This window comes from Methylobacterium segetis (genome assembly GCF_004348265.1).
Lineage (GTDB): Bacteria > Pseudomonadota > Alphaproteobacteria > Rhizobiales > Beijerinckiaceae > Methylobacterium > Methylobacterium segetis.
On the sequence record NZ_SMNT01000040.1, the window covers coordinates 28,508 to 49,783 of the forward strand.

The window sequence follows — 21,276 nt, forward strand, 5'->3', positions numbered from 1 at the left end:
GCCTGACGGGACTGGATCCCGCCGGGATGCATCCCGCGAGGATAGCACGGGCGGACCCGCCGGGCCGGTCCCGTGCCAGCGGCGGGCCGAGGCCGGGACCATCAAGCAAGTTCCGTGCAGCCGAGCACCCTCGCCGCAATCCGCTCCTTGCCGGGGTAACGGGCCGGGAGCAAGGGCGCACCGGCGGCCGGGGACCTTTGACGGGGGAGCCGCCTTGTCGCTCGATAGGGCGGCCCGCGCTCGCTGCAGGCTCCCGGATTGCGTCATGAAGATCTTTCAGTGCCAAGCCTGCGACCAGCCGGTCTCCTTCGAGAGCACGGCCTGCGAGAGTTGCGAGCGCCGGCTCGGCTACGTCTGCGAGGTGCACGAGGTCTCTGCGCTGGAGCCGTCCGAGCCGTCGGCCTACGGCATGCAGACCTTCCATGCCTACGCCCACCCGGCCCGCAAGGTCCGGTTCTGCGCGAACGCAGCCTACGGGGCCTGCAACTGGCTCGTGGCCGAGGATTCTCCCGAGATCTACTGCACCGCCTGCCGCCACAACCGGGTGGTGCCCGACCTCACGGTGCCCTGGAACGTGGCGCGCTGGCGCCAGATCGAGGCCGCCAAGCACCGGCTGTTCTACTCGCTGCTGCGCCTCGAACTGCCGCTGCCGACCCGCGCCGAGGACCCGGCCGGCCTTGCCTTCGACTTCCTGGTCGATCCCGCCGAGACCTTCCTGATCGGGCCGCCGATCCTCACCGGCCACCTCGAGGGGCTGATCACGCTCAACATCGCCGAGGCCGACGACGTCGAGCGGGAGCGGCGGCGCCTCCTGTTCGGCGAGTATTACCGGACGCTGCTCGGCCACTTCCGCCACGAGGTCGGTCACTATTTCTGGAACGTGCTCGTGCGCGACGATCCGAGCCTGTGGACCTTCCGGTCCCTGTTCGGGGACGAGAGCCAGGATTACGGCGCGGCGCTTCAGCGCCACTATGCCAACGGCGCCCCGGCGGATTGGGAGGAATCCTACGTCTCGGCCTACGCGACGAGCCACCCGTGGGAGGATTTCGCCGAGACCTGGGCGCACTACCTCCACATGGTCGACACGATCGAGACCGCCTCGACCTTCGAACTGCATGTGCGCCCACGCCTGCGCGCCGGGCCGGCGGAGCCCGTGGTGATCGACTTCGACCCGCACCGCACGCCGGACCTCGGCCGGCTGATCGAGGCGTGGCTGCCGCTCACCTACGCGGTGAACTCGCTGAGCCGCAGCATGGGGCAGGCGTCCCTCTACCCCTTCAAGCTGACGCCCGCCGTGATCGCGAAGCTCGCCTTCATCCACGAGCGGATCTACGCCGTGCGGTGGCAGGATCCGGCGCTGCCCGGCGAGGCGGCCGGCGCCGACATCCTGAAGGCGGTGATCGCAGGACTTCGCAACCCGGTCGCGGCGCCGAACGTGTGAGGCGGCTCGGGCGTTGAAGAGCGCCCCCCTTTTCGGCCCGTCGAGCCGCTTGCCCCGTCGCCGCCCATGTCGAGCCTATCCTCAGACCCCGCCCTGTCCGCCTACAACGCGAAGCGCGATTTCGCCCAAACCGCGGAGCCGCCGGGCCGACGCGCAGCGGGCGAGGGCCACCGCTTCCTCGTGCAGAAGCACGCGGCCCGCCGCCTCCACTACGATTTCCGGCTGGAACTCGACGGCGTCCTGCTGAGCTGGGCCGTGACGCGCGGCCCGAGCCTCGATCCTGCAGAGAAACGCCTCGCCGTCCGCACGGAGGACCACCCCGTCTCCTACGCCGATTTCGAGGGCACGATCCCGGCGGGCCAGTACGGGGGCGGCACCGTGATGCTGTGGGACCGGGGCTGTTGGCAGCCCGAGGGGGACCCGCGGGCGGGTCTGCGGGACGGGCGCCTGCGCTTCCGTCTCGATGGGGCGCGCCTGCGCGGGGACTGGATGCTCATCCGGATGCGGGGCACGGCGGAGGCCCGCGAGAACTGGCTCCTGCGCAAGCTCGACGACGCGGAGGCCCGCACGGATTTCGACCTGACCGAGGCGCATGCCGCGAGCGTCCTGAGCGGCCGCACGATGGAGGAGATCGCCGGGACGGCGGGGCGGGCGGATACAGCCGCACCGCGGGCAAGGGCTTCCCGCGCAAAGCCTCCGACGCGTGAAGCCCCGAAAGCCCCACGGGCAGTCCGGGAGGCGTCCGGGAGCGTGCTCCTGCGCCACGGCGTGCGCATAACGAGCCCCGATCGCGAACCCTATCCGGACGCGCACGTCTCGAAGCGCGACCTCGTTGCCTATTACGAGCGCGTCGCGGCGCTGATGCTGCCCGAGATCCGGGGGCGGCCCCTCACGCTGATCCGCTGCCCCCGCGGCATCGGCGAGCGCTGCTTCGTCCAGCAGCATGCGGGGGCCGGGCTGCCCGGAACGGTGCGCCGGGTTCGGCTACGGGAGGCCACCGGCACCGTGCGGGAGCATGTGGCGGTGGACGATCTGCCCGGCCTCCTCGGTCTCGTCCAGATGGGCGTCCTTGAATTCCACGGCTGGGGCTCGCGGGCGGGATCGGTCGCCTCGCCGGATCGGCTCGTCCTCGACCTCGATCCGGATCCGGCTCTGCCCTTCTCTGCCGTGGTGGAGGCTGCCCGGACGATCCGTGAGCGCCTCGCCGCCGACGGACTCGCCGCCTGGCCAATGCTGTCCGGAGGCAAGGGCATCCACGTCGTCGTGCCCCTCGTGGCGCTCAAGCGCTCGGGCTGGTCGCGTCTCGGCGGCTATGCCGAGGCCGTGGCCCAGGCTCTGGCGCGCGAGGAGCCCGCACGGTTCACGGCGAACGTTGCGAAGGGGGAGCGCGCCGGCCGAATCTACGTCGACTACCTGCGCAACGAGCGGGGCGCGACGGCGGTGATGCCGTTCTCGACGCGCGCCAAGCCCGCGGCGAGCCTCGCGATGCCGTTGTCCTGGGAAGCGCTCACCGACATCGGCTCGCCGCAGGCCTTCACCCTGCGCCGCGTGCTCGACGGGGGGCTGCCGGATCTGGCGGGCTGGGCGGCCGCGCCGCAGACGCTGCCGCGCGGCACCTCCGGGACGAGGGCGCGGTGAGGCGCGGGGCCGGGAACACTCGCGCGATCCCCGAGGTTTTTCGAGGGCCGGGTGGCATCGGCGTTGCCCCCGGCGGGCCCTCCACGGGCGTTTCCTCCCTAGACTCGGGCCGCTCCTCGGAGCGGCCATTTTCTTGACCGGGCGAGGTCGACGCCTTTCCGGCTGCCATGCGCGGAGTCAGGCCGGGTAATGCGGCATGCCCCCCGCGCGCCGCGCGGCGTCCCGCGCCTTGGCATCGGCGCGCTGCTCGGCCGCCTGGGCCGCCTCGACCGTCTCGCAGGGCTCGGTCGTCGCACGGGACGCGCAGCGGCTGCGCAAGGCGTCGAGTTCCTCCTCGGTCAGGCTCTCGATGCCGATGTAGCGGTTCTGGGCCGCGCTCACCCGGATCAACTCATCGAGCTTGGCCTGAATCGCGGCGCCATCGCGGTTCTGGGTGTTCTGGATCAGGAACACCATCAGGAAGGTCACGATCGTCGTGCCCGTATTGATGATGAGCTGCCATGTATCCGAGTAGTGAAACAGGGGACCCGTCACCGCCCAGGCGAAGATCACCAGGATGCTCAAGGCGAAGGTGATCGGTTTTCCCGCGCCGCGCGCCACGTGCGACGCGAATTCGGTGAAATGTCTACCGGGAGTCATGGGACTGGTCTCGGGCCGCGCACGGAGACGCTTACCGCCTTCTAACGGAATGCGGCTCCCGACGGTTCACCGACGACCGACCGCCGCATCGGGCGCTCACCCGGCGAAGGAGGCTCGTCGCGCGAGGCCCGCGACTGCGCGTCCGCTCAGGAGGCTCGCAGGGCGGCGGGGCCGCGCGAAGCCTTCACCTCGAAAATCTGGTCCCATCGCATGCGAATCAAGATTTCTCGTAAGCGCTGAACGTCGTTGCGGCTGGGATGTGAAGCTTTCGTCTTGATTTCTGCAAGGAACGCACGGTCTTTATCTGTCATCACGACACCGTCTTACGCGAAGGATCGTCAGGGTATCTGCATCGGCGCGGCTGACAAGCCTCCGGCCCCTGACAGCGGTTGGCGCCTGTAAGCGCGCACGGCCAAGCCGTTGTGCGGCCTCGCACACCGCATCTCGGCGAGCCGGCTCACACTTCGCCCTCCCGCCGAGCGCGCGGCCTCAGGGCCTCGACGCTTGCGTTCCACACGTCCGGAGCGGTCGCATTGCCAAGGATGATCGCGGTCGCGCGCGTCTTGAGCGTTCTCCTGCTCGCGGCCCTCGTCGCCGTGACGGTGGCGCCGATCGGATATCGCCCGATCTCGGGGGCACCGGTCTCCGTCGAACGGTGCGGAGCCTTCGCGCTGCTCGGGTTCCTTCTCGCGGTCGGTTACCCGCGTCGGCGCTGGCAGGTCTTCGTCTTCACGCTCGCCGCGGCGGGCCTGCTCGAGATCCTGCAGATGCTGCAGCCGAGCCGCCACGGCCGCCTCGCGGACTTCGCGGTGAAGGCTGCAGGCTGCGGCTTGGGTGGGCTCTTGGCCCTGGCGCTGACCTCCTGGCCCCGTCCCTCGACATCGCGGGACGGGCGGAACTGAGCGCGCCTCAGGAGCCCGCCTGCGCCATGGGCCGGCTGCCTGACATCACGGGCTCTGCCAGCATGGTCCGGCTGCTGCCGCAGCGCGGGCAATGCTCGAACCGCGAGGATGTCTGGGTGCTCCAGCCGCGCGCCCTGAGACGTTCGACGAGTTCCGGCGGCCATTCGGCGGGCTGCCACGCGTGAATACCGAACCAGCAGCGAGGATCATGAGTCATGACTGCCTCCCGATCTTCACCAGAGTCTAATATTTCGACAGCGCAGTAAATTCGCTTTCGCTAATTTCCACCTCGTTCGTCAGCGGACGCTCGTCACAGAACGAAGACAACATTCCACACCATCGATACGGCAGGCGGCGAAGAGCTCGCCGGCTGGACACATTCTCCTTTCGCATCGGCGTCGCGGCTTATTTTCTTCTGCGCGGCGGATCCGGGCGGACGGGCCGATACGGCTTGCGCCGTGTGCGCCATGTCACGACGAAATAAACGTGGCCGTGGCACGAAACATCCGCGCAATCGCACGACGCTACGAGAGGCGCCGCAGGCTTGACGGCAGCTCCGGGCTGACGGGGCAGCCGCAGGAGAAGCATCGATGGTCACCGATCTCCAGTTCCGCCGCATGTGCATCGTCGTCTTCGCGATGGGTCTCGTCACGGCGCCGCTTCTCAACGCCCTTCTGCCCTGACAGCGTGGCCGTTCTCCCCGAACGCCTTAAGTAGACCCGGCGCCCTGCCGGAGGAGCGGCAGGCACCCGGGGGACACCCATGCCGAAGCCTGACGATCGTTACGCGCCGCGCCCGCCGGAACTCCTCTCGCCGTGGCGGACGGAGGCGCGGCTGCGCCTGCAACAGGAAGCCCGCGCGTTCGCCCACGACGTGGTCCTGCCCATGGCCGACGAGCTCGACCGGCAGAAGGCCGAGATGCCGCGCTCGCTCATCGACGCGATGGCGGAGAGGGGTTGGTTCGGCATCACGATACCCGCCGAGCATGGCGGCCTCGGCCTCGGCGTCTTCGAATACTGCCTCGTCTCGGAAGAACTCGCCCGGGCCTGGCTGTCGGTGGGCAGCATCCTCGCCCGCGGCCAGGGCCTCGGCACCCAGACCCTCGACGACGCGCGGCGCCTCGACCTGCTTCGGAAATCCGCTCGCGGCGCGTGGATCGGCAGCATCTCGCTGTCCGAGCCGACCGCTGGCTCCGATCTTGCCGGCGTGCAGACCCGCGCCGTCCGCGAGGGCGATGAATGGGTGCTCACCGGGACGAAGCGCTGGGCCGGCTTCGCCCGTGCGGCAGACTTCATCGAGGTGCTGGCGCGGACCCGCGACCCGGAGCCCGGCGAGCCGCGATCGGCAGGCCTCGAACCGTTCCTCGTCGTCAAGGAGCCCGGCACCTTCCCGAAGGGTGTGACGGGCCGCGTCATCGACAAGATCGGCTATCACGGTTTCCTCACCTTCGAACTCGAACTCGACGGCGTGCGGGTGCCCGAGAGCGACCGGCTGACCGGCCTCTACGGGGACGAGGGGGCGGACGCCGATTCCGGCGGGTTCGCGGCCGTGCAGCGGGGCCTCAACATCGCCCGCGTCCACACCGCGGCCCGTGCGGTCGGCGTCGCACGCGCCGCCGTGGAGGACACGCAGGCCTACCTGCAGGAGCGCGAGCAGTTCGGCCACCCGATCGGCGACTTCCAGGCGCTCCGCTTCGCGCTCGCCGATATGGCCGCGGAGGTGGCGCAGGCCCGTGCCTTCTGGTGCCAGGTCGCCCATCTCCTCGACCAGGGCGAGCCCGCCGAGAGCGAGTCGGCGATGGTCAAGCTCCTCGCGACCGAGATGGCGGTGCGGGTGACGAACCAGGCGATGCAGCTCCACGGCGGCAACGGCTACACCACGGAGCGGCGCGTCGAGCGCTACTGGCGCGACGCGCGGCTGACCACGATCTTCGAGGGCACCAGCGAGATCCAGCGGCGCATCATCAGCGACCGGATGCTGCCGCGGCCCTGACGAGCGAGCCTCGCAGCGCACCTCCCGCGTTCCTAGATCCTGCGGGACGATCCGACGCGAGGAATCCATGTACGACAACGCCGAGCGGGGCCGGTTCGAACTCGATATCGAGGGGCAGACCGTCTACGCCGATTACCAGCGCCGGGAGGGCATCCTCGTGATCCGCCACGTCTATGCGCCGCCCCCGCTGCGGGGCACCGGTGCGGCGGACCGGCTCATGCACGCCGTCGCGCGCTCCGCTCGCGCGGAAGGACGCAGGATCGCGGCGCTGTGCGGCTATGCGGGGGCTTGGCTGCGCGCGCAGCCCGAGCACCGCGATCTGCTCGTCTGATCCCGGGAGGCGGATGATGCGAGCGGCGGGAGCCCGCGGCCGGGCCTCCTGCAAGCGGCAGCGCTAGAAATTGTAGCCGACCCGGAGCCGCATCTGGTGCCGGTCGAAGTTCGTGAGGTCGAGGTCTCTCGGGCCGCCCTGCTCCCGCCCCGCAACCTGGAGGCTCCAGGTTGCGGAAACCCAGGCCTTCGGCGAGAGGCTGGCGTAGAGGGTCGGGCCGATATAGGCCGCCTGGCCGCCCAGCCGACCGAGGACGAGGCCCTGATAGGCCCGGGCGTAGCGCGCCTCACCCCCCAGGAAGAGCCCGGGCCTGACCTGATAGGCGAGCGCGCCGGCGATCTCCACGCCGGAGCCTTGAGCGGGCGGCGCGGCGTCGCTCAGGGTCGAGGCGAACCCGAAGCTCGCATTGAGCGCGGCCACGAGCCGGCCCGGCACGATCTCCCGGTCGGCGAGCAGGGCCACGTCGGTCCCGAAGCTGCGGGCCGGAAGACCCGAGGCGGAATCGACGCTGCCGTATCCCGGCACGACGCTCAGCGTCAGGCCGAAGGTGGCCGTCCGCCGATCGAGGAGGCGCAGCCGCGTTTCGAGGAAGCCGCCGTTGAGGCCGCCGCTGGTGCGGCCCGGCGTTCCGACGTCGTAGGCGTTGAAGGTCAGGCCGGGAGCGAGGCGGAAGTCGGGCGTGATCGGCATCTTGAGAGCGAGGCTCGAATCCACGGCCCGGAAGCCTCCGCTCCGGCGCCCGAAGCGGCCCGTGGTCTCCCATTCCAACTCCGTTTCCCCGGGAACGCCGAGGTCGCTGCCCTCCGCGAAGCCGAACAGGTGCTCGCTGTCGATGTCGCCGGGACTGAGATTCTCGGCGGCGCTCGGAGCGGACTGGCCCCGCGCGATGCCACCCGAGAGGGCAACGGCCAGCACGACGGCGAGAGAGGCGGTTCCCCCCGGCCGGAACGGCGCTGCCCGCATTGTCTGACCTCATCTTTATAGCTGATGCTATATCTGATAGGTGAGGCTGTGCGGGGACGTCAAGGCATGTTCGGGGTCGCGGCGACGGGGAGAAAGGCGCTCAACCCGGCAGCAACCAATCCAGGGAGCGCGCGAGGCGGGCCGTTCCATCGCGTTCGAACCAACGTCCGTGGCTGAAGACCACCCGTTCGGGTGCGAAGGCGGCGAGGCGGCGGGCCGCCTCCGCCGCGGGGGCGCCCTTCAGCCTCACGACGGCACGCAGATAGATGGGCGCCCGGCCGTGGGGTGCGCACACGCCCACGAGGCGCGCCAGGGGGCGGATCGGGCCCGGCAGCCGTTCGGGCTCCAGGTTCAGGACGAGGTCCGTCAGCACCAGCGTCCGCGAAGCCGCATGATGGAAGGCGACTTCTCGAAATCCGGCGCGGCCCGGCACGACCACTTGGTCGAGGTCGGCGCTCCATGCGGCCGGGGCGGCCTCGGGCAGGTCCTTATCGACGCGAAGCCCGGATCGGCGGACCTGACCGCGGTCGCGCAGCCCCGGCGCTGCCCAGACCGTTGCCTCGGGACATTGCGTCTGCCAGGCCGCGACGAAGGTCCAGTGGGCGCTGTTCGGCGCGACGAGATGACGGATGGGGCCGAGCCGGCTCAGGGCGTCGTGCAAGGCGGGGTCGTAGCGAGTCGGTGAATGCAACCAAATGCTGCCGTCCGCGAGGCGCACCACCGTCATCCGGACCGGCAGCGGCATGCCGAGGACGTGCAGGGGACCGCTGTCGACGATCCAGACGCGCTCGGCGACAGGTTTGGGAACATCGAGGGGCGGGTAGGTCGGCTCGACACGCTGCGGCATCGATTCCTCCTCCGCACGGCGAAGCGGCCGGGGCGGGGCGCGGCGGTTCCGCCCCGCCCCGGCGAGCGGTCAGTAGCGCTCGTATCGCTCGTAGCGGCGCACGTAGCCGCGGTCGCCGCCGTCGTAGAAGCGCCGGGGGCCGACGTCGCGGGAGGATCCGCAATAATTGAGGCCCTCCTCGTAGCAGACGCTCGGCGGCCCGGGGATGTAACGGCCGCCGCGGCGGCACGAATAGCCGCACATCGCGACCGGAATCGCATCGCCCTGCGAGAGCCCGTGCCCGGCCTGCGGCAGCCCCGGCGCGGCCCCGGCGGCGCCGAGGCCCGCGACGAGCAGGCCGGCTGCCACGAGCGTGGTTCTGAGTGAGATGATCATAGGCTTCCTCCTTCGGCTCACCCGGGAGAGGGTGGGACGTGTCGACGCCCGGCATCCTGCAAATGGCCGCGTGAATGGCTCCGGAACGGCCCTGCGAGGGAGAGGGTTCCGACGTCCCCGGCCGGGTCGGATCGCTGCCTGGATCAGGGCGTTTCGCAGGCCATGACCTCTGCGGCCTGGACCACGCTCAGCGCGCGGCGGCGCACTTCCAGGGCGATGCCCGGCCTCTCGGACACGGCGGCCGCCTCGCGCTTGAGGACCGCGTTGCAGGCGCAGGAGCGATGGGCGGCGGCATCGAAGCACGCGTCGTGGCGCTGACAGGCCGCATCGAGATCGTCGATCGGCGGGAGGCCCTCACCCCTTTGCCCGGCTCCGCAATAATTGCCGTGAAAGAGTTCGGCCCCGGTCAGGACGTTGGCGAGATTGCCGCGCGGACTCGCCGGCCCCTCGCGCTGTCCGCTCGGGTTGAGGTCGTTGGCGGGGCCGCCGGCCTGCGTGCCTGAGCTCCTCAGGGATTTCGGGATGGTCGAGCGCAGGCCGGGCTCGTCCAGGCTCTCGGCGGAGCGTGAGTTCGGCTCGGTCAAGTCGGGCAGGGACGGTGGCGGCCCGGGTACGGGCTCCTCGACCTCGAGGGGGGCGGGCGGCGCGCCCTGGGCCGACGCGGCAGGCGCGAGCGCGATGGTGGCCAGGACGAGGAGGATGCGGACGAGAGAGGTCAAGGGAGCGGTTTCCGATGGTCGTGCGATCAGAAAGTCCGAGCTTGGCCTTCTCGTTCCACCAGCCCCGGAGGCGTGCCCGTGCTTGGGCCGCCGCGGGGGGCTCACCCTTTCGGCTTGATCTTGAGCTGGTCGATCACCCAGCGCCAGCCTCCGTCCGACTGCTCGCGGGCGACCTCCGCGGAGATCGTGCCGTTCGGCAGGCGCGCGAAGGTCATCGCAAGCGCGCCGTTGCGGATCGGGGGCAGAACCTCGGCCGCCGGGAAGTCCGAACGCCGCGACAGGAGATCGGTGTAGAAGGCGCGGATCTCGGCGTGCCCCCGGGCGACGACGTCGCCGGCAGCCAGAACCGCGTCGGGCTCGTAGAGCGCCACAAGACCCTCGACGTCGCCGGCATTGGCGCGGGCGTTGAAGAGCCCGGCGAGGTCCTGAGGCTCGCGAGCCGGCTCATGATCGGGACTGGACATGGGGTTCCTCTCCGCTCTGATCTCACTCGGCCCGGGTTCCGGGCGCTCGCGACGGCCGAGCCTCAGCGCAAGCGCTCGCCCGCGGCGTCCCGGACGGCGACGCTCACCGGAATGCCGGCCTTCACGCTCTCCGAGACCGTGCAGAACCGCTCGAACTGGGCGAGCACCCGGTCGATCCGCGGCAGGTCGGCAGCCCGGTGGCCGAGCGCGATCGCGACGTCGATTCCATAGATCCGCAGACGCCCTTCCGGGTTCCGCTCGACGCTGCAGGTCGCCTCGGCCCGGATGCCGCTCGCGTCCTGGCGGTACTTGCCGAGCGCGAAGACCATGCTGGCGCAGAGGCAGTTCGTCACGCTCGCGATCAGCAACTGCTCGGGAAACGGCCCCTCCCCCGCGCTGATCGGCACCGACTCGTCGACGAGGAGGTGTGGGATCAGCGCGCCGAAATCGACCGTGAATTTGTATCCTTCCACCTGCGTGATCGTGATGCTTGGACCGCTCGCCATCCTGCCTCGCTCTCCCGCACGCTCCGCTCGGCGGAGACAGGCCGCCCGGAGAACGCTCGCCGACCCTGCCCCGCTCCCGTCCCGCGGAAAATTCCCGCCCCTCGGCGTCGGGACGGGCCTCATTCGCATCGTCCCTTGACATCAGCTGATATGTGGCATACCAAATGCCAATCACCTAACAAGAGCCCGACAGGGCGCAAGCAGTCAGCAACCACGTCGTACCCGCAGCAAGTAACGCGGCGCATTCGTCGGGACATTCATGTCGCAGACCTTCGACTTGGCGCAGATCATTACCGCGGCGGGCGATGCGATCGTCGTATCGGATGTCGAGGGTGCGATCACCGTCTGGAATCCGGCCGCCGAGCGGATCTTCGGGTTCACGCAGGAGGAGGCCCTCGGCCGGTCGCTCGACCTGATCACGCCGGAGCGCCAGCGCCAGCGCCACTGGGACGGGTACCACAAGACCATGGAGACCGGCGTGACCCGCTACGGCACGCAGGTGCTGCGGGTCCCGGCCCTGCACAAGGATGGGCGACCGCTGTCGATCGCCTTCACGGTGGCCCTTCTCCGCGGCGCGGACGACGCGGTCATCGGCATCGCGGCGATTATCCGCGACGAGACGAGCCGGTGGAACGACGAGCGCGAGATGCGCCGTCGCCTCGCCGACCTCGAGGCTCGGGTGTCTTGAGAAATTTGCGAGCCAATCCAGAGGAATAACTGGATAGCTCGGCAAGTGTTTCCCGGTCCGGTGCGGACTGGGCTTGGACGAAGTTTAAGCGCGAACCGTCGAAAGGGAGAATGCCGAGATGAGCAAGCCGCTCGAGGGAATCAAGATCATCGACTTCACGCACGTCCAGGCGGGTCCCGCCTGCACGCAGCTGCTCGCCTGGTTCGGTGCGGACGTGATCAAGGTCGAGCGTCCGGGCGCCGGCGACGTGACCCGGACCCAGCTCCGCCACGTCGAGGATGCGGACGCGCTCTACTTCACCATGCTGAACTCGAACAAGCGCTCGCTCACGCTCGACACCAAGACTCCGCAGGGCAAGGAAGTCCTGACGAAGCTCATCAAAGAGTCCGACGTCATGGTCGAGAATTTCGGCCCCGGCGCCCTCGACCGGATGGGCTTCTCCTGGGCCAAGATCCAGGAACTCAACCCGGGCATGATCCTCGCCTCGGTGAAGGGCTTCTCGGACGGTCACCACTACGAGGACCTGAAGGTCTACGAGAACGTGGCGCAGTGCGCGGGCGGTGCGGCCTCCACCACCGGCTTCTGGGACGGCCCCCCCACCGTGTCGGCCGCGGCGCTCGGCGACTCGAACACCGGCATGCATCTGGCCATCGGCATCCTCACGGCGCTGCACCAGAAGAACAAGTCCGGCAAGGGCCAGAAGGTCGCCGTCTCGATGCAGGATTCGGTGCTCAACCTCTGCCGCGTCAAGCTGCGCGACCAACAGCGCCTCGACGCGCTCGGTTACCTCGAGGAGTACCCGCAATACCCGCACGGCCAGTTCTCGGACGTGGTGCCGCGCGGCGGCAACGCGGGCGGTGGCGGCCAGCCGGGCTGGGTGCTGAAGTGCAAGGGCTGGCAGACCGACCCGAACGCCTACATCTACTTCACGATCCAGGGCCATGCCTGGGCCCCGATCTGCAAGGCGCTCGGCAAGGAGGAGTGGATCGACGATCCGGCCTACAACACGGCCCGCGCCCGTCAGGACAAGATCTTCGAGATCTTCGCCCTGATCGAGGACTGGCTCGCCGACAAGACGAAGTTCGAGGCCGTCGACATCCTGCGCAAGTTCGACATCCCCTGCTCGCCGGTGCTGTCGATGAAGGAGATCGCCAACGACCCGTCGCTGCGCGCCAGCGGCACGGTGGTGGAGGTCCCCCACCCGAAGCTCGGCTCGTACCTGACCGTCGGAAGCCCGATCAAGTTCTCCGACATGGCGGTCGAGGTGAAGCCCTCGCCGCTGCTCGGCGAGCACACGGACGAGGTGCTGAAGGACCTCGGCTACTCGGCCGAGCAGATCGCCGCCCTCCACGAGGCCCGCGCCGTCTGATCTCCTCAAGCCCAGACGCTTGAAAATCCTGGGGCGGCGTGCCGGCGGCACGCCGCCCCTTCTCGTATCAGGGATCGGCCGGCATCCCGCCCGCGCCGCGGGCCGCCCCCGGCCGAGCGGCCTGTGCCCGAGATCCGGTACCCGAGGCTCGACGGAAGATGCGGCTGCGCCGCTTCAACCCGGTTGGCGCCGCTCAGCCCGTGGGAGCGCCTGCGCTCGGCCCCTGGAGCTTCCGCCTGCATCCTCGCAAAAGGGTTCGTCAGCCACGTCGCCCTGCCGGACGGATCAGCCCTTCCCCGCCCTGATGGCTCCGATGGGCACCTCGGCCGCGCGCCTCTTCGCGCGGTCCCGGCCAGCCCGCTCGCGCAGCCGCGGTCGATCCTCAGGCGGCGACCTCGTCGCGAGCCTCGCAGGCATCCCAGTGGCGGCGGCAATCCCAGACCCGTTTCTCGCCCGACGCGGTCGCGATCTCGCTCGCCATCGCGGCCATGATGGCGCTGCACCGCCTTACGACCACGCGCGTGCTGATCGGGCGGCCTGAAGCCCCGATTGCCGACGTGGTGATGCGGATATCGGAACTCGGGCTGCTTCACCGTCCGGTGATCGGGCCGGACGAGCGTCATGTCGACATTCGCTCCCGGACGGACGCGACTGCCGCCTTCGGCGATGCGGCCGGGACGCAGGATCACGCCGTCCCGGCGAGGCTGGCGCTCCCCGCCTGAGGGGGGATGCGCGGGGCAGCCTCGGCCTCGCTGCAATCCCTCCCCGGCGGCGCGGTCTCCTAGCCCGCCTCGTTGTCGACGAGGAAGAAGTCGATCGCCATCGCGGCGACCGCCGGCCGGTAGGCGTGGGGGCCGTCATATTCGACCGCGGTCACGTCGTAGCCGGCCTCCCGCAGGCGGGCGACGTGCATCCGCGCGCTGCGATCGATCGGGATCTGCTCGTCCTTGACGCCGTGCGAGATGAAGACCTTCGGCGCGCCCGTCTGCACCTGCACCGACATGAAGCCCGCCGAGGAGACGATGACGTGGGTCACCACATCCCCGTTCGTCAGGCCGACGGAGAGGGCGTAGCTTCCGCCGTCCGAGTGGCCCGCGAAGGCGAGGCGGCCGGGATCGAGCAGGAAACGGGAGGAGACTTCGGTCAGCGCCGCGTCGAGGCGCAGGCGGTCGGGGCCGTTGCCGGCGATCACGATGTCCCAGGTCGGGTACTGCGATTGCGGGGCGAGCAGCAGGAAACCGCGCGCCTCGGCATGCCGCTCCAGCATCGGAAGGATCTTCTCCGCGCTGCCGCCGCCGCCGTGGAACAGAACGACCAGGGGCGTCGGCCTGCGCGGCTCGATCGTCGGCGGGACCACGAGCACCGCGTCGCGCTCGTCGAACAGACCGAGCGTGTGGCGTCCGGGACCGAGGGGCGGCTTGACCGGCAGGCGGTGGTGGAAGCCGAGGCGGCCGGCGAGGTGGGGATCGATCATGCGGGCGGTCCTGGAAGGCCGGCTCCGGTCTCGCGAGCACCGGCTCGAGGAAGCTTTGACGGGGCGATCCGGCAAGAGCCCCCGGCCAGGGGCTCCGGCTCCGAACCGGCTCCGAAGCGGAAAAGGGCTGCGGCGGGCTCGTCCGAGCCTGCCGCAGCCCTTGCATCCTGCCGGATCGCCGGCGATGTCGGATCGGTGAAGAGCTTACTTCTTCTTCTTCACCGTGCTCTGCGGGTTGAGGCTGCCGATGTTGCCGCTCTCGGTCCCGGCATTCGGGTCGATCACGGCGTTGATGAGGGTCGGCTTGCCCGAATCCATCGCCTCGTTGACGGCGCGGGCGAGCTCGTCCGGCGTCGTCGCGTTGACGCCGATGCCGCCGAAGGCTTCCATCATCTTGTCGTAGCGGGAATCCTTCACGAACACCGTCGTGCCGGGATCGCGGCCGGTCGGGTCGGTGTCGGTGCCGCGATAGATGCCGTTGTTGTTGAAGATCACGATGCAGACCGGAAGGTTGTACCGGCAGATCGTCTCGACCTCCATGCCCGAGAAGCCGAAGGCGCTGTCACCCTCGACCGCGAGAACCGGCTTGCCGGTCTCGACGGCGGCGGCGATGGCGAAGCCCATGCCGATGCCCATCACGCCCCAGGTGCCGACGTCCAGGCGCTTGCGCGGCTGGTACATGTCGATGACGCTCCGGGCGAGATCGAGGGTGTTGGCGCCCTCGTTGACGAGGATCGCGTCCGGCCGCTCCTTGATGATCGTGCGCAGCGCTCCGAGCGCGCCGTGGAAATCCATCGGCGTCGAGTTCTTGAGGAGCTTGGCCGACATCTTGGACAGGTTCGCGTCCTTGCGAGCCTTGATGCCGTCCGTCCACTCGGCGGGCGGAGCCTTCCAGTCGTCACCCATGCCCTCGAGCAGCGCCGAGACGCAGGAGCCGATGTCGCCGACGAGCGGGGCGACGATCTCGACGTTCGAGTCCATCTCCTTCGGCTCGATGTCGATCTGGATGAACTTCTTCGAGCCCGGCTCGCCCCAGGTCTTGCCCTTGCCGTGCGACAGAAGCCAGTTGAGGCGGGCGCCGACCAGAACGACGACGTCGGCATCCTTGAGCACCATCGAGCGGGCGGCGCCGGCCGACTGCTCGTGCGTGTCGGGCAGGAGACCCTTGGCCATGCTCATCGGCACGTAAGGGATGCCGCTCCGCTCGACGAGGGCGCGGACCTCCTCGTCGGCCTGCGCGTAGGCCGCGCCCTTGCCGAGCACGAGGAGGGGGCGCTTGGCGCCCTTGAGCACGTCGAGGGCGCGCTTGACGGCGGCGGGAGCGGGAAGCTGGGCCGGGGCCGGATCGATCACCTTGACGAGGGACTTGGCGCCGGTCTCGGCGTCGATCACCTGCGAGAAGAGCTTGGCCGGGAGATCGAGGTAGACGCCGCCCGGACGGCCCGAGCAGGCCGCGCGGATGGCGCGGGCCACGCCGATGCCGATGTCGGCGGCGTGGAGCACACGGAACGCCGCCTTGCAGAGGGGCTTGGCGATGGCGAGCTGGTCCATCTCCTCGTAGTCGCCCTGCTGAAGGTCGACGATCTCACGCTCGGAGGAGCCCGAGATGAGGATCATCGGGAAGCAGTTCGTGGTGGCGTTGGCGAGCGCGGTCAGGCCGTTGAGGAAGCCCGGCGCCGACACGGTGAGGCAGATGCCGGGCTTCTTGGTGAGAAAGCCCGCGATCGCGGCCGCATTGCCCGCGTTCTGCTCGTGACGGAACGAGATCACGCGCATGCCCTCGGCCTGGGCCATGCGGCCGAGATCGGTGATCGGGATGCCGGGGACGCCGTAGATCGTATCGATACCGTTGAGCTTCAGCGCGTCGATGACGAGGTGAAAGCCGTCGGTTTGCTCCGGCCCGGTATCCTCAGCATTGGTCACGCTCTCGGCGTTGAACTCCGACTCGGTGAACGACTGGTCCGTGGTGTTCCTGTCCATGACCGCTTCCTCCGACTTCCCTAGGCTTTGTTTCAGTTTCGGTTCGCGGCTGCCCTTTGGGGCCGTTGCCGCCATCTCGCCGAGCGCGCCCGCACGTGGCGTTCGGCCCGTCGGGCCCGATGGCGGCCGGCCTTGCCGGAAATCCGCCCCAGTCCCGGATCAATCCTGCCCGTATCAGCCACGCTGAACCGGGTTCTTCTCGTTCGTTACGGCAGGGCTGGCATACCAAATACCAAATTGGCTGTCAAACACGGATCGACTGCCCCCGGCCCTCTTCGGGAAACGCGGTCAGAGGCTTTCGGGCACCGGTTATCGGCCGGTCCGGGCGAGCGTGGAGCAGGGCGGGTCGAATCGATTGCCCGCAATTCGTGCAGGTTCAACCAATATCTGGGCAGTAACGGCGGGAACGTTCGCGCGTCCGGATGTTTAAGGGCTTAACATGAATTGATGAAGCAACGATCATGCGCATCCGCACTGGCTACACCATCGCCTTTGACACATTCGGCCCGACGCCGATGCTGCTCCTTCTCAACGTGCGGCCCGAGCGTCGCCGGGACCTCATGACGCCGGAGCGGATCACGTTCGACCCGCCGGTCGAAGCGCGCCAGCACCTCGATGAGTTCGGCAACGTGCGCACGCGCATTCTCGCCCCCGCCGGGCGCATCACGATGTCGGCCGATTTTCTCATCGACGATTGCGGCGAGCCCGACATCGTCGCCGCCGATGCGAGGCAGATCCCGGTGCAGGACCTGCCGGACGACGTGCTGGTGTACCTGCTCGGCTCCCGCTACTGTGATACGGACAAGCTGTCGAACACGGCTTGGCAACTCTTCGGGAACGCGCCCGAGGGCTGGGGCCGGGTCCAGGCCATCGTCGATTACGCGCACGAGCGCATCCGGTTCGACTATCAGCAGGCCGACTCGACCCGCTCGGCCCATGATGGCCACAGCCAACAGGTCGGCGTCTGCCGCGACTTCGCGCATCTCGCGATCACGCTCTGCCGCTGCATGAACATCCCGGCGCGCTACGCGACGGGCTATCTCGGCGACATCGGCATTCCGCCCGTGCCGGACCCGATGGATTTCTCCGCGTGGTTCGAGGTCTATCTGAACGGTCCGCAGGGCCCGCGCTGGTACACGTTCGATGCCCGCCACAACACGCCGCGCATCGGGCGCATCGTGATGGCCTACGGACGGGACGCCACGGATTGCGCCATCACCACGAGCTTCGGCCCCGCGCCGCTTGCGACCTTCGAGGTCCATACCGACGAGGTCGATGCGGCGTTCCTTCTCGGGCAGGCTGCCTGAACGCCCGACCGGACCGGGGCGGCTCGACTATCCCGCTGGCCGCCGCCGGACCGGCTTGGCGCTGAAGATGCATTGCCCTGAGGCCCGGCAACGGCTGAAGGGATCATCGTGGACGAGGTGGATCGTTGGGCCGAGCGGCGGCGCATCGCCGAGCAGGGGCGGGGCGAGCGGCCGTGGTGGCTCTGGGGGCCGTATCTCAGCGAGCGCCAATGGGGCACTGTCCGCGAGGATTACAGCGCCGACGGCAATGCGTGGCGCTCCGTCTCCCACGAGGCGGCGCGCTCCCGCGCCTATCGCTGGGGCGAGGACGGAATCGCAGGTCTGAGCGACGACCACGGCCTGATGTGCCTGTCGCTCGCCCTCTGGAACGGGCAGGACCGCATCCTGAAGGAGCGCCTGTTCGGGCTCACGAACGAGGAGGGCAACCACGGCGAGGACGTCAAGGAGATCTATCACTACCTCGACGCGGTCCCGAGCCACGCCTACCTCAAGGTCCTCTATCGCTACCCGCAAACCCCCTTCCCCTATGCGGAGATCGTGGAGGAGAGCTGGCGGCGGGGCCGCCGCGAGCCGGAATACGAGATCGAGGACACCGGCGCCTTCGCGGAGAGCCGATTCTTCGACGTCGTCGTCGAGTACGCCAAGGAGGATGTCGACGACATCCATATGGTGGTCACGGCCCTGAACCGGGGCCCGGAGGCGGCCGACCTCCACCTCGTGCCCCAGATCTGGTTTCGCAACACGTGGTCCTGGCGCGATGGTGAGGATGCGTCCCGCCCGGTTCTGCGGCGCGAGCACGACCATGTCGCCTGCGAGCATCCGCGGCTCGGCTCCTATCGCCTGACCTTCGCCGGTGATCCAGCCCTGCTGTTCTGCGAGAACGAGACGAACCGGCGCCTGCACGGGGGCGATCCCGACGCTGCGGGCCCCTTCAAGGACGGGATCAACGCGCATCTCGTCGAGGGTGCGCGGGACGCCGTCGCGGAGGATTCCGGCACCAAGCTCGGCTTGCACTACGCCGTCCGCCTCCGCCCCGGCGAGACGGCAACGGTGCGGCTACGCCTCGCCTGCGGGCGGCGGCCGCAACCGGTCGATATGGACGATGCCCTGCTCCGACGCCGGATCGCGGAGGCCGACGCCTTCTACGACCTTCTGCAGGACGGGCTCGCCGATGAGGACCGCCGCCGCATCTTCCGGCAGGCCGCCGCAGGGTTGATCTGGTCGAAGCAGCTCTACCGCTACGATGTTCGCCTCTGGCTCAAGGGCGATCCCCGCATGCCCGCCCCTCCCCGGGAGCGCGAGGGCGGCCGCAATGCGGTCTGGGGCCATTTCGCGGCTGCCGACGTCCTCTCGATGCCGGACAAATGGGAATACCCCTGGTTCGCGGCCTGGGACCTCGCCTTCCACTGCCTGCCGCTCGCGGTGCTCGACCCGGATTTCGCCAAGGCCCAGCTGCTGCTCCTGACCCGCGAGTGGTACATGCACCCGAACGGGCAGCTTCCCGCCTACGAGTGGGAGTTCGGTGACACGAACCCGCCGGTCCATGCCTGGGCGACCTTCCGGGTCTTCGAGATCGACCGGGCACGCCGCGGCGGGCGGGGCGACCTCGCCTTCCTTGAGGGCGTGTTCCACAAGCTCCTGATCAACTTCACATGGTGGGTGAACCGCAAGGACGCGACCGGCCGGAACGTCTTCCAGGGCGGCTTCCTCGGCCTCGACAATGTCGGCGTGTTCGACCGCTCGCGGCCCCCGCCCGGCTTCGGCATCGTCCATCAGGCGGACGGCACCGCCTGGATGGCGATGTACGCCCTCAACATGATGCGCATCGCGCTGGAGCTCGCCCTCCACAACGACGTCTACGAGAGCACCGCCTCGAAGTTCTTCGAGCATTTCCTCCTCATCGCCGAGGCGATGACCGACATGGGCGGCGAGGGCTTCGGCCTGTGGGACGAGGAGGACGAGTTCTACTACGACGAGGTCGACATGGCGGACGGCCGGATGATTCCGCTGCGCGTCCGCTCGATGGTCGGCCTCGTGCCCCTCTTCGCCGTCGAGGTGATCGATCCGGGCGTGATGGCCCGCCTGCCCGATTTCGCGCGGCGCCTGCGCTGGGTGCTGGAGAACCGCCCGCACCTCGCCCGCCTCGTCTCACGCTGGAACGAGGGCGGCGTCGGCGACCGCAAGCTCCTGTCGCTGCTGCGCGGGCACCGGATGAAGGCGCTCCTGCGCCGCGTGCTCGACGAGAGCGAGTTTCTGTCGCCCTTCGGCGTGCGCTCCCTCTCGAAGGCGCATCAGGAGCATCCCTTCGCCCTCAACGAGCTCGGCGCCTCCTTCACCGTGGCCTACGACCCTGCCGATTCGACCTCCAACATGTTCGGCGGCAACTCGAATTGGCGCGGGCCGGTCTGGATGCCGATGAACTACCTCATCATCGAGGCCCTGCGCCGCTTCCACGCCTATTACGGCGACGAGTTCGTGATCGAGTACCCGACCGGCTCCGGCACCCTGCTGACCTTGAACGCGATCGCCGACGCGCTGGAGGATCGGTTGATCGCGCTCTTCACCCGGGACGCGGCGGGCGGGCGCCCGTATCGGGGCGGGCGCCCGCCCATCGACGCGGGCGCCGGGGGCGACGACCCGCTCCTGTTCCACGAATTCTTCGACGGCGAGACCGGGCGCGGCCTCGGCGCCTCGCACCAGACCGGATGGACGGCGCTCGTCATGAACCTTCTTCTCTCGCAGGCGGGGCGCAGCTGACGCCCGGGCCGGGTGTGAGTTCCGTCACGGTTCCGAGGCGCGCGTCGGGGGAAGCTCGCTCCAATCGGAGCGCGTCCCATGTCGCGTCGCATCCTCAGCCTGATGGCCCTCCTCCTCGTCACGGACGCGATCGTTGTGCACGGGCGAGGCCCCCGCCCCTCCCAGATCGTCTCGCCCGATGCGGGCGAGACCGCGCGGCTCGGCCGGCAATACGTCCTCCCGCGCACTTGATCTCACCGGGTTAGGCTGAGGGCTGCGACGTGTCCCATGTATCCATGACGATGATGCGAGCGTGATCTCGATCACGGTTCGCGATCGGCAGGAATCCTACAGGTTCGGCGAGATCCGAGAGCGGATTTCTCTTCGCGGCAGCAGCCTCGAAGATCACGAACCTCAGGATTCCGCCATGATGAAGTGTCTCGTCATCGCCGTCGCCCTGCTGGCGACGATGGTCATCGTCCGCGCGAGCATGCTCGCGGCGCCGGCGCGGGTGCCGGTCAGGGCGACCTCCGGCATCGACATCCGCGAGATGACGGTGCGGTCGAACCTCCCGCCCTCCGACCCGTACGACGCGTTCTGACCGGCGCTCAACGGTCGCGGTGGCGCGCCACCCGCGGCCGGCGCCCGTTGCGGGTGACGAGGACCTTGATCGTCTCGGACATCACCGGGGGCACGTGCGGGACGTGGTCGGCATCGGCCAGCACCAGCTGAAGGGTGTGGGTGCCGAGCGGAAGCGTCACCTGCGCCTCCGTCTGCCCGAGACCGAAATGCAGGTGATTGAAATCGTTCGGGATGCGCTCGTCGGGGGAGCGCAGGGGCGCGTCGATCAGCAGGTGGTGATGGCCGGTATTCGCCTTGTCGAACCCGGCCGGGGCGACGCCCAT

The 21,276-nt window shown here is 69.2% G+C and carries 23 protein-coding genes; 13 read left to right on the forward strand and 10 right to left on the reverse strand.

What is annotated here, in order from left to right:
* Window positions 1–265: 265 nt before the first annotated feature.
* Window positions 266–1,441 (forward strand): zinc-binding metallopeptidase family protein, encoded by a 1,176-nt coding sequence (locus E1J50_RS12250; RefSeq protein WP_132253953.1) that lies wholly within the window; start codon window positions 266–268, stop codon window positions 1,439–1,441.
* Window positions 1,442–1,507: 66 nt separating this feature from the next.
* Window positions 1,508–3,079 carry a non-homologous end-joining DNA ligase gene (ligD, locus tag E1J50_RS12255; RefSeq protein WP_132253955.1) on the forward strand — a complete coding sequence of 524 codons (1,572 nt, stop codon included), beginning with the start codon at window positions 1,508–1,510 and terminating at the stop codon, window positions 3,077–3,079.
* A gap of 177 nt (window positions 3,080–3,256) precedes the next feature.
* On the opposite strand, the gene E1J50_RS12260 is transcribed toward ligD, so the two are convergent.
* Window positions 3,257–3,718, reverse strand: a complete 462-nt coding sequence (locus tag E1J50_RS12260) for a low affinity iron permease family protein (RefSeq protein ID WP_132253957.1) — start codon at window positions 3,716–3,718, stop codon at window positions 3,257–3,259.
* Window positions 3,719–4,281: 563 nt separating this feature from the next.
* Between E1J50_RS12260 and E1J50_RS12265 the strand changes: the two genes are divergently transcribed.
* The 4 genes from E1J50_RS12265 to E1J50_RS12275 all read left to right on the forward strand — a co-directional run bounded on the left by E1J50_RS12265 (window position 4,282) and on the right by E1J50_RS12275 (window position 6,943).
* Entirely contained in the window at window positions 4,282–4,620 is a 339-nt protein-coding gene (locus tag E1J50_RS12265) for a VanZ family protein (RefSeq protein ID WP_245516551.1), read from the forward strand.
* 26 nt (window positions 4,621–4,646) lie between these two features.
* Window positions 4,647–4,805 carry a hypothetical protein gene (locus E1J50_RS27270; protein WP_165937844.1) on the forward strand — a complete coding sequence of 53 codons (159 nt, stop codon included), beginning with the start codon at window positions 4,647–4,649 and terminating at the stop codon, window positions 4,803–4,805.
* Between the two features lie 577 nt (window positions 4,806–5,382).
* On the forward strand, window positions 5,383–6,612 hold the full coding sequence (locus E1J50_RS12270) for an acyl-CoA dehydrogenase family protein (RefSeq protein ID WP_132253961.1): 1,230 nt from the start codon (window positions 5,383–5,385) through the stop codon (window positions 6,610–6,612).
* A gap of 67 nt (window positions 6,613–6,679) precedes the next feature.
* Window positions 6,680–6,943, forward strand: coding sequence for a GNAT family N-acetyltransferase (locus E1J50_RS12275; protein ID WP_132253963.1), 264 nt, complete (start codon window positions 6,680–6,682; stop codon window positions 6,941–6,943).
* Between the two features lie 63 nt (window positions 6,944–7,006).
* Here the strand turns inward: E1J50_RS12275 and E1J50_RS12280 are convergent, their stop codons facing one another.
* The 6 genes from E1J50_RS12280 to E1J50_RS12305 all read right to left on the reverse strand — a co-directional run bounded on the left by E1J50_RS12280 (window position 7,007) and on the right by E1J50_RS12305 (window position 10,817).
* Entirely contained in the window at window positions 7,007–7,906 is a 900-nt protein-coding gene (locus E1J50_RS12280; protein WP_132253966.1) for a hypothetical protein, read from the reverse strand.
* Window positions 7,907–8,006: 100 nt separating this feature from the next.
* Entirely contained in the window at window positions 8,007–8,753 is a 747-nt protein-coding gene (locus E1J50_RS12285) for a DUF4336 domain-containing protein (RefSeq protein ID WP_132253968.1), read from the reverse strand.
* A gap of 69 nt (window positions 8,754–8,822) precedes the next feature.
* A complete protein-coding gene (locus E1J50_RS12290) occupies window positions 8,823–9,128 on the reverse strand; it encodes a hypothetical protein (protein WP_132253970.1) in 306 nt (101 codons plus the stop codon).
* A gap of 143 nt (window positions 9,129–9,271) precedes the next feature.
* Window positions 9,272–9,847, reverse strand: a complete 576-nt coding sequence (locus E1J50_RS12295; protein ID WP_425374928.1) for a phospholipase A2 family protein — start codon at window positions 9,845–9,847, stop codon at window positions 9,272–9,274.
* A gap of 101 nt (window positions 9,848–9,948) precedes the next feature.
* A complete protein-coding gene (locus E1J50_RS12300; protein ID WP_132253972.1) occupies window positions 9,949–10,311 on the reverse strand; it encodes a YybH family protein in 363 nt (120 codons plus the stop codon).
* 62 nt (window positions 10,312–10,373) lie between these two features.
* The gene (locus tag E1J50_RS12305) at window positions 10,374–10,817 is read right to left on the reverse strand and encodes an OsmC family protein (RefSeq protein WP_132253974.1); all 444 of its coding nucleotides are present in this window, start codon (window positions 10,815–10,817) and stop codon (window positions 10,374–10,376) included.
* Window positions 10,818–11,076: 259 nt separating this feature from the next.
* Between E1J50_RS12305 and E1J50_RS12310 the strand changes: the two genes are divergently transcribed.
* The 3 genes from E1J50_RS12310 (at window position 11,077) to E1J50_RS12320 (ending at window position 13,596) form a co-directional block, all read left to right on the forward strand.
* Window positions 11,077–11,505, forward strand: coding sequence for a PAS domain-containing protein (locus E1J50_RS12310; RefSeq protein ID WP_132253977.1), 429 nt, complete (start codon window positions 11,077–11,079; stop codon window positions 11,503–11,505).
* Window positions 11,506–11,623: 118 nt separating this feature from the next.
* Entirely contained in the window at window positions 11,624–12,874 is a 1,251-nt protein-coding gene (gene frc / locus E1J50_RS12315; protein WP_132253980.1) for a formyl-CoA transferase, read from the forward strand.
* Window positions 12,875–13,362: 488 nt separating this feature from the next.
* Window positions 13,363–13,596 (forward strand): hypothetical protein, encoded by a 234-nt coding sequence (locus E1J50_RS12320; RefSeq protein WP_132253982.1) that lies wholly within the window; start codon window positions 13,363–13,365, stop codon window positions 13,594–13,596.
* A 59-nt stretch (window positions 13,597–13,655) separates the two neighbouring features.
* Here the strand turns inward: E1J50_RS12320 and E1J50_RS12325 are convergent, their stop codons facing one another.
* Complete coding sequence (locus E1J50_RS12325; RefSeq protein ID WP_132253984.1) at window positions 13,656–14,348, reverse strand: alpha/beta hydrolase; 693 nt, start codon at window positions 14,346–14,348, stop codon at window positions 13,656–13,658.
* A 204-nt stretch (window positions 14,349–14,552) separates the two neighbouring features.
* Complete coding sequence (gene oxc, locus E1J50_RS12330) at window positions 14,553–16,328, reverse strand: oxalyl-CoA decarboxylase (RefSeq protein ID WP_245516552.1); 1,776 nt, start codon at window positions 16,326–16,328, stop codon at window positions 14,553–14,555.
* Between the two features lie 461 nt (window positions 16,329–16,789).
* Between oxc and E1J50_RS12335 the strand changes: the two genes are divergently transcribed.
* The 4 genes from E1J50_RS12335 (at window position 16,790) to E1J50_RS27280 (ending at window position 20,972) form a co-directional block, all read left to right on the forward strand.
* On the forward strand, window positions 16,790–17,635 hold the full coding sequence (locus E1J50_RS12335) for a transglutaminase-like domain-containing protein (RefSeq protein WP_132253986.1): 846 nt from the start codon (window positions 16,790–16,792) through the stop codon (window positions 17,633–17,635).
* 108 nt (window positions 17,636–17,743) lie between these two features.
* Window positions 17,744–20,392, forward strand: coding sequence for an MGH1-like glycoside hydrolase domain-containing protein (locus E1J50_RS12340; RefSeq protein ID WP_132253988.1), 2,649 nt, complete (start codon window positions 17,744–17,746; stop codon window positions 20,390–20,392).
* A 78-nt stretch (window positions 20,393–20,470) separates the two neighbouring features.
* On the forward strand, window positions 20,471–20,623 hold the full coding sequence (locus E1J50_RS27275) for a hypothetical protein (RefSeq protein WP_165937845.1): 153 nt from the start codon (window positions 20,471–20,473) through the stop codon (window positions 20,621–20,623).
* 175 nt (window positions 20,624–20,798) lie between these two features.
* The gene (locus tag E1J50_RS27280) at window positions 20,799–20,972 is read left to right on the forward strand and encodes a hypothetical protein (RefSeq protein ID WP_165937846.1); all 174 of its coding nucleotides are present in this window, start codon (window positions 20,799–20,801) and stop codon (window positions 20,970–20,972) included.
* A gap of 7 nt (window positions 20,973–20,979) precedes the next feature.
* Here E1J50_RS27280 and E1J50_RS12345 read toward each other — a convergent pair.
* Window positions 20,980–21,276 (reverse strand): DUF4399 domain-containing protein (locus E1J50_RS12345; protein WP_132253991.1); only part of this gene is annotated, 297 nt, incomplete at its 5' end.

Bases quoted from the DNA above. Each gene is read 5' to 3' on its own strand.
- E1J50_RS12320 (WP_132253982.1), top strand. From the start codon at position 13,363: ATGATGGCGCTGCACCGCCTTACGACCACGCGCGTGCTGATCGGGCGG.
- oxc (WP_245516552.1), bottom strand. From the start codon at position 16,328: ATGGACAGGAACACCACGGACCAGTCGTTCACCGAGTCGGAGTTCAAC.
- E1J50_RS12285 (WP_132253968.1), bottom strand. From the start codon at position 8,753: ATGCCGCAGCGTGTCGAGCCGACCTACCCGCCCCTCGATGTTCCCAAA.
- E1J50_RS12275 (WP_132253963.1), top strand. From the start codon at position 6,680: ATGTACGACAACGCCGAGCGGGGCCGGTTCGAACTCGATATCGAGGGG.
- E1J50_RS12280 (WP_132253966.1), bottom strand. From the start codon at position 7,906: ATGCGGGCAGCGCCGTTCCGGCCGGGGGGAACCGCCTCTCTCGCCGTC.
- ligD (WP_132253955.1), top strand. From the start codon at position 1,508: ATGTCGAGCCTATCCTCAGACCCCGCCCTGTCCGCCTACAACGCGAAG.
- E1J50_RS12250 (WP_132253953.1), top strand. From the start codon at position 266: ATGAAGATCTTTCAGTGCCAAGCCTGCGACCAGCCGGTCTCCTTCGAG.
- E1J50_RS12310 (WP_132253977.1), top strand. From the start codon at position 11,077: ATGTCGCAGACCTTCGACTTGGCGCAGATCATTACCGCGGCGGGCGAT.
- E1J50_RS27280 (WP_165937846.1), top strand. From the start codon at position 20,799: ATGATGAAGTGTCTCGTCATCGCCGTCGCCCTGCTGGCGACGATGGTC.
- E1J50_RS12260 (WP_132253957.1), bottom strand. From the start codon at position 3,718: ATGACTCCCGGTAGACATTTCACCGAATTCGCGTCGCACGTGGCGCGC.
- E1J50_RS27275 (WP_165937845.1), top strand. From the start codon at position 20,471: ATGTCGCGTCGCATCCTCAGCCTGATGGCCCTCCTCCTCGTCACGGAC.
- E1J50_RS12325 (WP_132253984.1), bottom strand. From the start codon at position 14,348: ATGATCGATCCCCACCTCGCCGGCCGCCTCGGCTTCCACCACCGCCTG.
- E1J50_RS12335 (WP_132253986.1), top strand. From the start codon at position 16,790: ATGCGCATCCGCACTGGCTACACCATCGCCTTTGACACATTCGGCCCG.
- E1J50_RS12290 (WP_132253970.1), bottom strand. From the start codon at position 9,128: ATGATCATCTCACTCAGAACCACGCTCGTGGCAGCCGGCCTGCTCGTC.
- E1J50_RS12305 (WP_132253974.1), bottom strand. From the start codon at position 10,817: ATGGCGAGCGGTCCAAGCATCACGATCACGCAGGTGGAAGGATACAAA.
- E1J50_RS12270 (WP_132253961.1), top strand. From the start codon at position 5,383: ATGCCGAAGCCTGACGATCGTTACGCGCCGCGCCCGCCGGAACTCCTC.
- frc (WP_132253980.1), top strand. From the start codon at position 11,624: ATGAGCAAGCCGCTCGAGGGAATCAAGATCATCGACTTCACGCACGTC.
- E1J50_RS27270 (WP_165937844.1), top strand. From the start codon at position 4,647: ATGGGCCGGCTGCCTGACATCACGGGCTCTGCCAGCATGGTCCGGCTG.
- E1J50_RS12300 (WP_132253972.1), bottom strand. From the start codon at position 10,311: ATGTCCAGTCCCGATCATGAGCCGGCTCGCGAGCCTCAGGACCTCGCC.